We start from the raw sequence: 15,065 nt of genomic DNA, 5'->3' as shown, positions 1-15,065 counted from the left end.
ACGAATCTTATTTATTACTTAGAAAGTAAGGTTCACACCAATATTCACCAGCTTATTCTGCGGATATTGCAACCCGTTTTCATCTGCTATCTCCGGCTCTATTCCCAGGTCTTTTACATTATCGAGCGAAAACAGGTTATAGGTATTGATATATACCCTGGCTTTTTTAAACCTCACCTTATCCAGTATTTGCTGGGGAATAGCGTAACCCAGTTCCATCGTCCGTAACCTCACATAGTGCACATTATGCAGCCAGAATGTGGAAGGTTTGTTGTAATTGCTGTGATCTCCCTTATTGAATCGTAACGGCGGATTTTTACCAGGGATCCATTTGCTGTTTACATCGAAAGGATCTTCCCGGTGCCAGCGATCATCATAGAACTGTTTTAACAGGTTACCTCCGTTTTGAAAAGGCCATCTCATCTCCCAGTTCTGGTTGTACGAATACATAGATCCACCGGAAAAATCGGCAGCGAAGTCAAAACCATTCCACCGCACGCCCAGGTTAAAACCGAAGTTCACGGTAGGGTTACCGCTGGTTTGGTAGCCAATTGGCCGCTGGTCCTGGTCGTCGATCACATTATCGCCGTTCATGTCTTTATAAATAATATCACCCGGCAGCAGGGTTTTATTTCCCTTTCCGTCTACGTTAACAGGGTACTTGTTAATTTCCTCCTGCGACTGGAATTGCCCGATGGCTTCATAACCCCAGTAAATATTATTCCAGCGGTCTTCTATGGAATTGCGGTAATGATCCAGTGAGTTACCCCATATAGGTTTATAGGATTCAAGGAACCTGCTCCTGGAATAGGATACATTACCTCCTACCACAAAATTCACTTTACCGACCTGCGTAGTATATGCTGCAGAAAATTCTCCGCCCTTCTGCGCATCGCTGTTTACGTTTTCATCCGGAAGTCCGTACCCGATTTCGCTGGGTACCAGCACATCGTACTTCCTGCCACGGAGACCGGAACGTTTGCGGTTAAAGAAATCGAGTGAACCGTATACTTTACCATTCCACAATTGGTAGTCCAGCCCCACATCGGCAATTTTGCTGACAAACCAGGAAAGGCGGTTGTTGGGTACTCCTTTATCGCGGGAGCCTTTGATGACGGTACCATCCAGTATCACGGTAGAAGTGGCATAGGTGTAGCCGGGCAAATAATCGTAGGCGCCGATGCCGATGTCGTCATCACCCAGCTCTCCGTAGGAACCGCGGAGTTTCAATTCTGTAAGTATGCTGTTGCTGCCCAGCCAGCGTTTAAAGAAGGGTTCTTCCGTTAACCGCCATCCGGCGGAAACAGAGGGGAAGAAACCCCATCTTTTATCCGGCGCAAATTTCCAGGAACCATCGTAACGACCTGCGATTTCCAGGAAATATTTATCGCTGAAGCTGTAGTTAAAACGGCCGATGTAGCCCACTCTTGCTTCTGTCCAGTCGGCATCATTATAAGTATCCATATCAGAAAACTGGATCAGCGGCAGCACGTTGCTTTTGGGCACGGCATGCACCCATACATCCAGTTCCCTGCGCTTAATTCTTTCTGAAACAAAAGTACCTCCGATGGTATGCCTGCCAAACGTATTGTTATAGTTGATCTGACCCTGCAATACATTTTCCAGCACTTTATGCGTGCCGCGCTCCCGCCACGGATTGGAGCTTCCACCGGTTCTCACATAGGTATCGTTTTCCGGGTGATAGGTGTAGGTATCGTACGTGTATTCGTGACCGTTCATCAGCTTATCGGCATAGTAGTACGAATACATGCCTTTCAGCGTCAATCCCTTGATCGGCGTTTCATACGTGCCGTTGAAGTTGGTTTGTAATACTCTCCAATCTTCCGTCCAGTAGCCGGAAATGGCTTTGGTTTGCACAGCCCAGTTCTCGGTGTTATGGCCAATATCATTTGGATACAAAGGGTTATCATTCGCGTATGGCCTTTCCGTGGGGCGGTTGCGGAACAATGCAAAACGGGGCGCCCAATAGTCATCACCACCAGGTACGCCGGGGTTATCACGCTCTTCAATACGGCCGTTGATCTGCACGCCAACTTTCAAACGCTTTGCCACTTTTGCATCCACATTACTCTGGATATTGGTGCGGTTAAAATCAAACTCTCTTCCGAGGACCGACTTCTGATCGAGGCGGGTAACGGAAAGGTAATAGTTGATATTCTCTGATCCACCGGTAGCGTTTACGTTAATAGAATGCTGCGGCGCATTTTTTTTGATAATGAAATCATACCAGTCGAAGCTCTGATAGCCTTTTTCCGTACCGGCCTTCCATTTCTCCAGTTCTGCTTTGGTGATATCTGTGCGGGGATCTTCGGCATTCATTTCGGCATCTGCCTTACCCAGCATCCATTCATACGCGTTTACGGTTTTAGGGAACCTGGACCAGTTCTGCCATCCCGTGTAGGCGTCTACGTTAATGGCGTTGCCGCTACCGGGTTTACCTCTTTTAGTGGTTACCACTACTACCCCGTTTGCGGCCCTCACCCCGTATATAGCGGCAGAAGCGTCTTTCAGCACCGTAATACTTTCAATATCATTGGGCGAAATATTATTGAACTGACCGGCATCTTTCTGGATGCCATCAATTACATACAGGGCATTTCCGAAGTTACGGATCTGTATGTTGGCGCTGGCGCCCGGCCGCCCATCCGGCATACGAAAGGAAACACCCGGTATTTTACCGGCCAGCGTAGCACTAACGGTAGAGGCGTGAACCCTTTCAAGATCTTTGCTGGTTACGCCCGAGATGGCGCCTGTAACAGATTCCTTCTTTTGGGTGCCATAACCCACTACAATCACTTCACCCAATCCTTTGCTATCTGTTTGCAGTTTTACATTCACTTCTTTCTGATCACCTATCGTGATCTCTTGTTTTACATAGCCTACAAATGAGAATACCAGTACCGCATTTCTGTCGGCTACAGCAATGTTGTAACTACCATTTCCATTTGTGGAAGTTCCTTTGGAAGTGCCTTTAACACTAACGGTCACCCCGGGTAAAGCGGCGCCCTGCTCGTCGGTAACCTTACCGGTAATTGTAATATCTGCGGGAGCTGCATGCGCTGACAGCGCAAAGAAGAGCAACCATACCGCCATGTGCAGGCATGAGCCGGCCCCCCGGATCAGATCCGGAATACGTAATCGCTTTTTCATAACTTAGATTTTGTGTGGTCTTTTAAATTTCAGTTTTCATAACTGCCTCGCTGGTTGATGTTTTTCTATCGGCTTATTTTACTACGGGGAATGCTACGATTCTAACCTTGGTACATCCATAAGGGACCAGCGTAATTACTTCTTCCTGCTCATTTACTTTGCCTTTATAAATACCATTTCTGTCGGTTACGGGTTGTGGCGCCACATCATCGACCAGTTTCCATTCAGGGATTTTTTTACCGGTGGTGGTGATCGTAACAGGTGCATGTTCCAGGTTCCATACAAAGTCGGCTGTGGCTGGCTTTACCTGTGTTACCTGCAGATGTTGTGCCGGCGCCTGGATAATTTTTTCAGGGAGGCCGTAATTCCAGTCATCTTTTGGATACACGCTGAAATAATCGCCTTCCGCCTCATCATGTCCCTTTTCCCAACGCTCTGTTAACTTTAGCGCATATACGATTGGTCCTCTTTCTACGGTGCGGGAATTACGGCCCCAGTTAGAGGTAGTTACCTGCATTGGCAACTGCAGCGTGAGCTGATCATGGTTGTTCCAGGTACGGTCAATGGTAATCAGCTGTCCTCCTTTGGCGGTGCGGAGCTTTTGGCCGTTCAGCACTACCACGGCTTCCGCGCACCAGGCAGGGATACGTAACTGCAGCGGGAAAGCCACAGGTTGTTGCATGCCCAGGTTAAACCCCACCTGTTCTTCAAAAGGATAACCGGTTACTTCTTTAATTGTAACAGTGGTATTGTTTTTACCTACTTTAGCACTCACTTCGTTAGGGCTGTAGGCTAATGCCGCAAGGCCATTGCCGGCAGTGCTGTACCAGAGATGGGAAGCGAACTTCGTCCAGCCCTGGTGCATATTAGCCAGACAGCAGGTATAACCGCTGCGCATACCCAATACATTATTCATTTCACGGTCAAAGGGCAGCGAAAAATTAAATACACCCCGCTTGATATTTACCTGGTTGGCTACCTGGAAATACTGTTTATTGTTATAATCGTCTGTTGTTTGTGTGGGCAGGGCATTAAAGGTCATCCGTTCCAGGGCGTCCATATATGCCGGATCGCCGGTAATCCCTATAATTTCTTCCAGGGAGAACATGGATTCTACGATGGCACATAGCTCCGTTCCCTGCGTAGGTGCGTTACCGTGCAGGTCCTCATCTCCCGAAAAAACGCCCATGGGTAATCCATGCAGGTTCATCAGGTCGGCGAAACCGGTGCGCAGTTCCTGCAGGTATTTTTTGTTGCCGGTACGCTGATAGTTCAATGCGGGCGCCTTCAGCCCCATTCCTACGTTCACCCCATGACGGCGCATCCAGTGCTGATCGTTTTGCCGGGCAGCCGCATCTATTACCCAGCTGCGATTGCCGAGCCAGGTACTCCAGGCAAAAGACTGCGACTCCAGCAACGAGGCTAGCTCCAGCAATTTTTCATCCCTGGTAATGCTGTACAACCACTGGGCCATCATTATGTTTTCTGATCCCCGGGAAGTGGCCCATTCCGTCCATTTGCCCAATGGACAAGATTTCAGCGTTTGCAGCTGGTAATTAAAATACCGCGTCATAAAAGATAAAACACGGGTATCATTTGTGGCCGTATAATATTGTTGCAGTACTTTCAGCATCACCATCTTAGGCCACCAGTCTTCCCCATCGGCAGCATTACTAACGCCAACGGGTATATTTTTCTCTCGCTCCGATTTGGTAAGCGGCCCAAAATAACCGGAAGGCCGCTGATGTTGCAGCGTCCAGCTGATATAGCGCAGTACTTTTTCCTGTAATTTTTTATCATCCAGCAGGTAGGCCAGCGGTACAGCGCCATCCAGCCAATAAGGCGTTTCTTCCCAGCCATCGCCTTTTCCACCCAGCCAGCCATTATCGTTTTTTACTTTGTTATATACTTCATCAAGGTGCCCGGTGGTACCATCACGCATAATTTCCAGCTGATGCTTCAACCAGCCCTGCGGCTTTATGGCGCCCAGTGGCAGCGCTTTGTACACAGGTGCTATATACACATTTGTATCAGCCCTGGTACCCGGCGGATGCGATGCATCCGCCGGAATAAGACCAACAAAAAAAGCAGAAAGAACCAATAAGCCAAATATCTTTCGCCTTTTCATGATTATGGTTTTATAGTGACCAAAGCCGGGTTGTACAACTTCTGATGAACGGCTTTCAATTTATCTAATGGCATTTTTTGCACTTTACGGTCGTAGGTCATCAACCCGTTTATTTCCACTTCCACATCCGTGGTTTGTGTATAAACGGCGGCCGACAATCCTTGTTTGATCAATGTTTCCAGCCTGTCGGCAAACCCGCTGTACCGCTTAAAAAGGTCTTCTTCATTTTTGAAGCTCTGGTAGCCCCAGTTATCTTTCTGCTGCCATACATGCCCGTTTACCGGCAATCCCAGTCCTCCGAATTCACCCAGCACAATAGCGCGTTTATCGCCATATATCGCCGGGTCCGGCATGGCCGGCTCAGGATAGTTATGCAGGTCAATAATATGTCCTATCGGATAGAAGTTACCCCCGCTGGCGGTATTCACAAGACGGGAAGGATCTTTATCCATTGTCCACTGTGCTATGTCCATGGTTTTAAACTGTCCCCATGCTTCGTTAAATGGTGTCCATACCACGATAGAAGGATAGTTGTATAAATGGTCGATGATCGCGTTCCATTCTTTCCGGTAGTAGCCTTCCGATTCAGCGGAGCGTTGCTTATCCGTAGCGCGGTCAATTACGCCGGGACGGTTTTCCCATCCGTTACCCAGGTCGCCGCTTGGCATATCCTGCCATACCATGATGCCCAACTGATCGCAGTAGTAATACCAACGTGCCGGCTCTACCTTGATATGTTTGCGGATCATGTTAAAGCCCATCGCTTTGGTTTGTACGATGTCAAACTTCAGGGCTTCATCTGTTGGCGCGGTATACAATCCGTCGGGCCACCAGCCCTGATCGAGCGGACCAAACTGGAACACAAAACGATTGTTCAGCAGCATGCGTTCAATGCCGTTGGCATCTTTCCCGATGGAAGATTTGCGCATGGCAAAATAGCTCTTCACTTCATCGATTACTTTACCTTTACGTGTAACCGTTAACTTTAGGTCGTACAGGAAAGGTGATTCGGGTGACCATAATTTCGGAGAGGCAATTTTTAACACGGTATTTTCGCCGCTGATGACGCCATCCGCAACTTTGGTACCACCGTCGAAAGCGGCTACCGTTACTATATCACCGGCTTTTACATTCTTTACATCGGCGGCAATGGTGAGGCTTCCCTGGTCAATATCCGGTGTTTGTTTGGTACCTGCAATATAGGTATCAGCAACGCCTTCTACCCATACTGTTTGCCAGATGCCTGTTACCGGCGTATACCAGATACCTTCAGGTTTCTTTACCTGCTTACCTCTTGGCTGCACGCCTTCATCGGTAGGGTCCCATACCTTAACTACGATATCCTGTTTGCCTTTCTTTACAAAGGCAGTGATGTCGAGCGTAAAGGGATCGAAGCCTCCTTCATGCGTACCTGCTTCCTGCCCGTTCACGTACACGGTTGTACGCCAGTCTACCGCTCCAAAATGCAGTAATATTTTCTTGCCTTGCATAGAAGAAGGCAATGCAACCGCTGTATTATACCAGAGTATATTATCTTTTCCCACATTGCGGCCTACTCCTGAAAGGGCAGACTCCACCGCAAAAGGCACCAGTATTTTTCCATCCCAGGTAGTGGGTTTATCGTCACTTTTTGGTTTGATGGCATAGTTCCACAAGCCATTCAGATTTTTCCAGTTGCCGCGTACCAGCTGTGGACGCGGATATTCCGGCAAGGTAGCAGATGGTGTTACCTGTTCACTCCAGGAAGTTGTAATTTTTCCTGTTACAATTTTCCAGTCTTGCTGCTGTGCCTTCACGGTATTCCAGCCAAGTCCGAGCGCCAGCGCAAAAATTAGGTACGTCTTTTTCATATGTATTCTTAAAGTGATGTTATTCTCCTGAAGGATTTTTAATGGGTGTATTTATTTTCACGGGCTCGCCAAAGTCAGGACTGCCGTCGGCTTTCCATTGCACCACCTGCATCCGTGGATTCCTTTGTAAACCGCATCCTTCCGCCACTTTCGAGTTAGCATGATAAATGATCCAGTCTTGTTTCCCATCGGGCGATTTAAAAAAACCATTATGCCCGGGAGCATAGGCGCCGTTTTCAGGCTTTGCCTTTAGTACCGGCTCCGGTGATTTTATCCAACTGCTGGCCTGCAGCGGATCTGCACCTTCCTTAAGCCGCATGATGCCCAGTGTATAATTATCTGTCCAGCATCCGCAGGCAGAAAACACCAGGAAAACATGATGCTTCGCATTCCTTAGTATTTCCGGGCCTTCGTTGATCCCGTTTTGCTCCCAGGGATATTGGGGCGCTGATATTTCCACCCGCGGTGAAACAAGGGTCCATGGATTTTCCATACGGGCAATGTATAATCGCTGTACTACATCCTTTCCGTTATGCCCACTCCAGATAAAATAGTTTTTCCCTTTGTGTGTGAATACGGTGCCATCTATCGCAAAACAGTTGGCCGCGGTATCCCTGACCTGGCCCTTATCGGTCCAGGTGCCCGTTGTAGGGTCAGCAGCCGTGTTTTCCAATACAAAGGTGTGTTGGGGATGTATGCTGTCTGATGAACCGGCGCTATAATACAGGTACCATTTATTATTAAGGCGATGCAGCTCCGGCGCCCAGATATCCCTGGCATTAGGTCCCTTCGCAGGTGGCGTCCATATCACCACTTCCTTTGCCTGGCTGAGGGCCGACATTTTCGTTGTTTTACGAATCACGAGATGGTGTCCGGTAGTATGCATGTAATAATACATACCATCATGCCGTATTACCCAGGGATCGGGACCACTGCCCAGCAAAGGGTTGGTAAAAACGCCGCTGGTATCGGCTTTTATAGCGCTGCAAACGCTGCTTACCAGCAGTAAGCATATCAGCGAAAGTAGTTGGCTACGCTTCATAACATGGATTTAGAAGATGGTTTCATTTAAGTGTACAAAGCACGCTTAAAACATTTTCTCAAAGAAAGGATTTCCTTTTCTTAGTTGGTTGTCTATTTATCTCAATCTTTCTCGTTTTTGTATCATTCTTAGCTTTTAGCCATTAGCCTTTAGCTGTTAGCTGTTAGTAATGCAGCGAACCAGCTTTTAGCTGTTAGCTTTTAGCTTTTAGTAAATGCAGCGAACCAGCTTTTAGCTGTTAGCCTTTAGCTTTTAGTAAATGCAGCGAACCAGCTTTTAGCTGTTAGCCTTTAGCTTTTAGTAAATGCAGCGAACCAGCTTTTAGCTGTTAGCCTTTAGCTGTTAGTAATGCAGCGAACCAGCTTTTGGCCATAACCTCCAGGCCAATATTATATGCTTTCTGCTTTATGCTTTCTGCTTTTTGCTTTCAGCTATTAAGAAAAACTGTTAGTTTTAGCCTTTAGCCACGGTGTTACATGATCAAAGCCAGACATTATACCCTCCTTGTGTTGTTGTTGCTGACGCAAACACTTTACAGCCAGTCGGTCAATTTCGTTCACTACCAGGTAGAGAACGGGTTGTCGCATAATGCGGTGCTTTGCACCTTACAGGACCAGCAGGGCTTTATGTGGTTTGGTACTGTGTACGGGCTCAACCGTTTTGATGGGTATACCTTCCGGGTATTCCGCAAAACAACGCAGCCCGGCAGCCTGGGAGGCAATACTATTATCAGTCTTTTCCAGGATGATAACGGGCTGTTGTATACCGGAACAGACAAAGGGGCATATGTATATAATCCACGAACCGAGCAGTTCCGGTCATTAAACAAAAGAATTACCGCAGAGGTACGCACCATTCACAAAGACCGGCAGGGTAATATCTGGATTGCTTCCGGTGGCCGGCTGTTCCGCTACCGGGCGGCCACAGACAGTTTGTACGATATAGCAGGATTTCCGGAAGCGACGTCTATCTGTACGGGCAGTGACGGCAACCTGTGGATAGCTTCTGCCGAAGGCAAAATAGGTGTGTATGATCCGCATAAAGGTTCCTTCAGCAGCTACTCCCTTTTTGATCATTCACCAAAGGTCAGTTCCCATGGCGTGCAAAAAATTGTACCCATCGGCAAAGACTCCATCTGGGTTTGTACCAATACACAGGGACTAAAATTATTTGACCTGCGCACGCGTACCTATAAGGATATGCTTTCTAACGCTGCCGACCATACGGAGATATATGCCCGTGATGTGATCAGGCGAACCGGTGATGAATACTGGCTGGCATCCGAATCAGGTATTTATATCTATCATCTGCAAAGCGGCGAAGTCATCAACCTGAAAAAAAAATATAATGATCCTTACTCGGTATCTGATAACGCAGTGTACAATTTCTGTAAAGATAAAGAAGGCGGAATATGGGCCGGCACTTACTTTGGCGGCATCAACTATTTTCCGCAGCAGTACACCGCGTTCGAAAAATTCTTTCCTAAAACAGGCGTAGCCTCTCTTGGCGGCAATGCCGTCAGGGAAATACATCCGGACAAGTACGGGCATCTCTGGATAGGTACAGAAGATGGCGGGTTGAATAAATTTACCCCCTCCACCGGTGACTTTGTCAATATTAAACCACCGCCGCCACCGCAAACCGGTTTATCGCATTCCAATATACATGGCTTACTGGTTACCGGCGATTCCCTGTGGATAGGCACTTTTGAGCATGGCCTGGATATCATGGATATCCGCAGCGGAAAATTTATCCGTCATTACAACGCCGGCAGCGGCGCCCATGAGCTGCACAGCAATTTTATTTACGCTATGCTGCATACGCGCAATGGTGAAATACTGATTGCTACCACCCGGGGATTATTTCAGTATAGCCGTGACCGTGATGATTTCGATCCCGTGACCGAAGTACCCGATTACATATTTTATACCGCGGTATTTGAGGACGGTGAAGGTACCATCTGGCTGGGTACCATCAGGGACGGACTTTATTATTTCAACCGCCGCACCGGCAAAAAAGGCATATACCTCCACGATCCCGCCCGCCCTAACAGCCTGGGCGACAACCGCGTAAACAGGATATTTGAAGACAGCCGGAAGCGACTATGGCTGGCAACAGATGATGGTCTTTCCCTGTTCCATCCGCAGCAAAATAACTTCACCACCTACTCCACCCGGCATGGCTTTCTCAGCAGTATGATCTTCAGTATCCTGGAAGATAACAGGCAGCAACTATGGGTGACTACTTCCAAAGGGATGGCCTGCTTTTCACCAGCTGCAGAAAAAGCGATAGTGTTTACCAAGGCCAATGGCCTGTTGAATGACCAGTTCAACTACAATTCTGTTTATAAAGACAGCAGCGGCAACATGTACTTTGGAGGCGTAAAGGGAATGATCCGTTTTAACCCGGATCATTTTCTGCGCAACAGCTTTCAGCCACCGGTATATATCACCGGCTTCCAGGTATTCGGTAAAGAAGTACAGGTAGGCGATATGCTGCGGCAATCGGTATCGCTCACTGATACCATTGTGTTAACGCATGACCAGTCCTCATTCAGTATTGATTTCGCGGCGCTCAGTTACACTTCGCCGGCCATGACGGCCTATGCATATAAAATGGAAGGACTGGACCGGGACTGGACATACCTGGAAAGCAACCGCAAAGCTTATTTTACAAAGTTGTCGCCCGGCACTTATCACTTCATGGTAAAAGCAGCCAACAGTGGTGGCAACTGGAGCATATCGCCAAGGGTGCTGCGCATAGAAATACGGCCGCCGTTCTGGGCCAGTTACTGGGCATATGCGGCTTACCTGTTGCTGTTGGGAAGTATTATTTATGCCATCATCAGCTGGTATCATCAGCGCGCATTACAAAAACAAAAACGGCAGCTGGAATTGCTGGCGCATGAAAAAGAAAAAGAAGTATACCAGGCAAAGATTGAATTTTTCACCCATCTTGCACATGAAATACGTACACCGCTTACGTTGATCAAAGGACCTATGGAAAAGGTGATCCGAAAATCGGAAGAAGTGCCGTTGATACAGAAAAACCTGCGGATCATGGAGCGCAACACTGATCGCCTGCTCGACCTTACCAACCAGTTGCTCGACTTCCGCAAAACAGAGATCAATGGCTTCAGTCTTAATTTTGTGAATACCGATATTCCTGAATTACTGAAAGAAAACCACCTGCGTTTCACGCCTGCCGCAGAACAAAAAAATATCCGTTTCAAAATAGAACTGGCCTGCCTGCATTTCTTCGCCTATGCCGATGCGGAAGCACTACATAAAATATTGGGCAACCTGTTAAACAATGCCACCAAATATGCCGATACCAGGGCATCCATACATTTATTGCCTATAGCGGAAGGCGATACTACCTTTACCATATTGGTAAAAAATGACGGGTATATTATTCCTCCGGAGATGAAGGAAAAAATATTTGAACCCTTTTTCAGGGCCAGGGCAACGGAATCGAAATCGGGCACCGGCATCGGGTTATCGTTATCGAGATCACTGACCCTGTTGCACAAAGGCAAGCTGGAACTGCTTACCACCGAACCGGGTCTTAATGTTTTTTCACTTACCTTGCCTATTCACCAGGAAATAGAATTTAATCTGAGTACATGGAAAATAAACCGCTGATATTGCTGGTAGACGATAACGAAGAAATACTCTCTTTTATCGCCGACGACCTGGAAGACAAATACAGGGTGATTACAGCCCCTGATGGTGCAGCGGCGCTGGAAATATTGCAGGAGCAGCCCGTACAGCTGGTGATCAGTGACGTCATGATGCCGGTAATGGATGGCTTTGAGCTATGCCGTATCATTAAATCCGGTTTTGAATCCAGTCATATTCCCGTGATTCTGCTCACTGCCCGTAACACCCTGCAATCAAAAATTGAGGGACTGGAGCTCGGGGCCGATGCTTATATAGAAAAACCTTTCTCACCCGAATTTCTGCAGGCACAAATTGCCAGTTTGCTCAGCAATCGTCACAAAATAAAATCATATTATGCCAGCACGCCCCTGGTACATTTGCGCAGCATGGCGCATACCAGCGCGGATGAACAGTTCCTGGAAAAGCTGCAGGACCTGATCCATCAACACCTGACCGACATTGACCTGGATGTGGAACAACTGGCAGACCTCATGAATATGAGCCGTCCTACCTTTTACCGTAAAATAAAAGCCATCTCAGATTTAACCCCCCATGAACTGATTAATATCACCCGTCTTAAAAAAGCAGCCTCCTTACTGTCGACCGGCACCTATAAAATAAATGAAGTAGCAGAACTCTGCGGCTTTGCCTCGCTGACCAATTTCGGGAAGAATTTCCAGAAACAGTTTGGGCTGCTGCCATCGAAGTATGTAGCACAAATACAGGCGGACAAAGGCTATTAGCTGTAATTTTTCCCTGTTTACATCAACTTTCTTCTTTTCCAGGTAAAAGCTGACAGATTAACTGCTGACCGCTGGCAGCTAACTGCTAAAAAAACGATATATTAGCGATATTCACAGAACCGGAAACTGGCATCTGACACATATGTGCGTTGATTTTACAGCGCACATAAAGGTACAATACGCGAAACTTAAATCGATTTTTACTGTATGCATTTACCATCATTGATCATTGACCTGGCATTAATATTAGGAGCGGCGGGGGTTATTACTTTATTATTCAGACGGCTGAAACAGCCGATGGTACTCGGATATATCATTGCGGGATTTATCGTGGGTCCGAACTTTCATTTATTTCCAACCATCGCCGATACCACAGGTATAAAAACCTGGTCAGAGATCGGCGTAATATTCCTTTTGTTTTCACTGGGACTTGAATTCAGTTTCAAAAAACTGATGCGCGTAGGAGGCACCGCCACTATTACCGCATTTGTAGAAATAGCCTGTATTACGGTAGCCGGCTTCTTTACCGGGCAACTGATGGGCTGGGGTTTTATGGACAGCCTGTTCCTGGGCGGCTTGCTGGCCAGTTCTTCTACCACCATCATTATCCGGGCATTTGAAGAATTAGGCATCAAGAAAAAGCCGTTTACCAAAATCGTATTCGGCGTACTGGTCATAGAAGATATTGTGGTCATCCTCATGATGGTATTATTGTCCACCATGGCCGTAAGCCGCGAATTTGAAGGTACAGAGATGTTGTTTACCATCGCCAAACTGATGTTCTTCCTGGCCATCTGGTTCCTGGCGGGTATTTTCCTGCTGCCTACTTTCCTGAAAAAAATGGAGCGCTATATGAATGGCGAAACCTTACTGATACTGAGCATCGCGCTCTGTTTAGGGATGGTGATACTGGCCACCAAAGTGGGCTTCTCTGCGGAACTGGGCGCATTTATCATGGGTTCCATCATTGCAGAAACTACTTCTTCTGAAAAAGTAGAACACCTCATACAACCGGTAAAAGATTTGTTTGGCGCTATCTTCTTCGTGTCTGTAGGCATGCTCATAAACCCGGAAATGATTATCGAATATAAGTGGCCGGTGTTGTGGATAACCCTTCTAACCTTAACAGGTAAATTCCTCAGCACTACTATTGGCGCCCTGCTTTCCGGTCAACCGCTGAAACAGGCGGTACAGGTGGGGATGAGTATGGCCCAGGTGGGGGAATTTGCATTTATCATTGCAACACTGGGGCTTACCCTCGGCGTTACCAGCGATTTCCTGTTTCCTGTAGCAGTAGGTGTTTCCGCTATTACCACTTTTACCACGCCGTATATGATCAAATTTTCCGTGCCGCTGTACAACTGGCTGGAAAAGATCATTCCTGCGCGCTGGTTAAATTCCATGAACAGATACAGCGCCAGCTCCCAAACCTTACAGGCGGAAAGCGACTGGCGTATTGTATTGCGCAGCTATGTAAAGGTAATAGTGCTGAACAGTGTGATCATGCTGGCCATGATCCTGCTGAATACTTATTATATCGGGCCGTTTGTGATGAAGTATCTCAACAATTCCTTCAGCGCCAAACTCCTGTGCGTAGTGATTGGTATCGCTATGATGTCGCCGTTTATCTGGGCCCTGATGGTACAGAAAATATCCAGCATCTCCTATAAGGCGCTGTGGCTGGACTCCAAATACAACCATGGCCCCCTGGTAGTGGTGGAAGTAGTGCGTAACATAGTAGCGGTACTCCTGGTAGGCTTCCTCGTAAACCAATACTTTCCTTTCTGGCAGGCATTGCTGGGCACCGGTATTATATTGGCCTGCGTACTGCTGGTGTTGCGTTCACAGCTGCAAAAATATTACAACCGTATCGAACGCCGTTTCCTCGCTAACCTGAACGCCCGTGAAATGGCCGATGCTGCCGCGAATAAAACCGCTGCCGCCGACCTCCTGCCCTGGGATGCACAGGTATCTGAAATAGAAATAGATCCGTGGTCAAGCCTGGTAGATAAGCCACTCATAGCACTGCAGCTCCGGGAAAAATATGGCATCAATGTAGGCGCCATCAAAAGAGGTAATGTCACCATCTACGCCCCTACCCGCGACGAAAAACTGTTCCCGCATGATATACTCACGGCCATTGGTACAGAAGCGCAGCTGGAAGAATTTAACCGTGTGGTAAACACCCTCAACATCCAACGCAGCGATGATGTGGCTGATGAAAATATCGGGCTCACCAGCCTGGTGGTAGATGAACACAACGGTCTCAAAGGACAAACTATACGCGATTCAGGCATTCGCGAAAAAACAAAAGCCCTCGTAGTTGGCATTGCACGCGGCGGTGAAAAAATATTGAACCCTGCCTCTGAAACGGTATTTGAATGGGAAGATGTGGTATGGCTGGTAGGTAACCGGAAAAAGATCCTGGAATTTTCGCGAAGTAATGGATGATGATTTCTATTCATAATT

Annotated in this window: 7 protein-coding genes; 3 read left to right on the top strand and 4 right to left on the bottom strand. The window is 47.5% G+C overall.

Translation table 11 applies throughout. From position 1 onward, the window contains the following. Positions 1 to 18: 18 nt before the first annotated feature. The 4 genes from KE626_RS27765 to KE626_RS27750 form a co-directional block, all read right to left on the bottom strand. A complete protein-coding gene (locus KE626_RS27765) occupies positions 19 to 3,171 on the bottom strand; it encodes a SusC/RagA family TonB-linked outer membrane protein (RefSeq protein ID WP_211976296.1) in 3,153 nt (1,050 codons plus the stop codon). 73 nt (positions 3,172 to 3,244) lie between these two features. Beyond that, entirely contained in the window at positions 3,245 to 5,299 is a 2,055-nt protein-coding gene (locus KE626_RS27760; RefSeq protein WP_211976295.1) for a beta-L-arabinofuranosidase domain-containing protein, read from the bottom strand. Between the two features lie 2 nt (positions 5,300 to 5,301). Further along, on the bottom strand, positions 5,302 to 7,149 hold the full coding sequence (locus tag KE626_RS27755) for a glycoside hydrolase family 2 protein (protein ID WP_211976294.1): 1,848 nt from the start codon (positions 7,147 to 7,149) through the stop codon (positions 5,302 to 5,304). Positions 7,150 to 7,168: 19 nt separating this feature from the next. Continuing rightward, positions 7,169 to 8,191 carry a glycoside hydrolase family 43 protein gene (locus KE626_RS27750; protein ID WP_211976293.1) on the bottom strand — a complete coding sequence of 341 codons (1,023 nt, stop codon included), beginning with the start codon at positions 8,189 to 8,191 and terminating at the stop codon, positions 7,169 to 7,171. Positions 8,192 to 8,667: 476 nt separating this feature from the next. Here KE626_RS27750 and KE626_RS27745 point away from each other — a divergent pair, with 476 nt between their 5' ends. The 3 genes from KE626_RS27745 to KE626_RS27735 all read left to right on the top strand — a co-directional run bounded on the left by KE626_RS27745 (position 8,668) and on the right by KE626_RS27735 (position 15,047). Further along, on the top strand, positions 8,668 to 11,835 hold the full coding sequence (locus KE626_RS27745) for a ligand-binding sensor domain-containing protein (protein ID WP_211976292.1): 3,168 nt from the start codon (positions 8,668 to 8,670) through the stop codon (positions 11,833 to 11,835). Further along, positions 11,817 to 12,596, top strand: coding sequence for a response regulator transcription factor (locus KE626_RS27740; protein ID WP_211976291.1), 780 nt, complete (start codon positions 11,817 to 11,819; stop codon positions 12,594 to 12,596). Before KE626_RS27745 ends, KE626_RS27740 begins: the two co-directional genes overlap by 19 nt. A 207-nt stretch (positions 12,597 to 12,803) precedes the next feature. Beyond that, a complete protein-coding gene (locus KE626_RS27735) occupies positions 12,804 to 15,047 on the top strand; it encodes a monovalent cation:proton antiporter family protein (protein ID WP_211976290.1) in 2,244 nt (747 codons plus the stop codon). The last annotated feature ends 18 nt before the right edge of the window (positions 15,048 to 15,065 follow it).

The organism is Chitinophaga hostae (assembly GCF_018224885.1).
GTDB classification, from domain to species: domain Bacteria; phylum Bacteroidota; class Bacteroidia; order Chitinophagales; family Chitinophagaceae; genus Chitinophaga; species Chitinophaga hostae.
The sequence above is the reverse complement of the archived record's forward strand: the minus strand, read 5'-3'. Positions and strand labels throughout refer to the sequence as shown.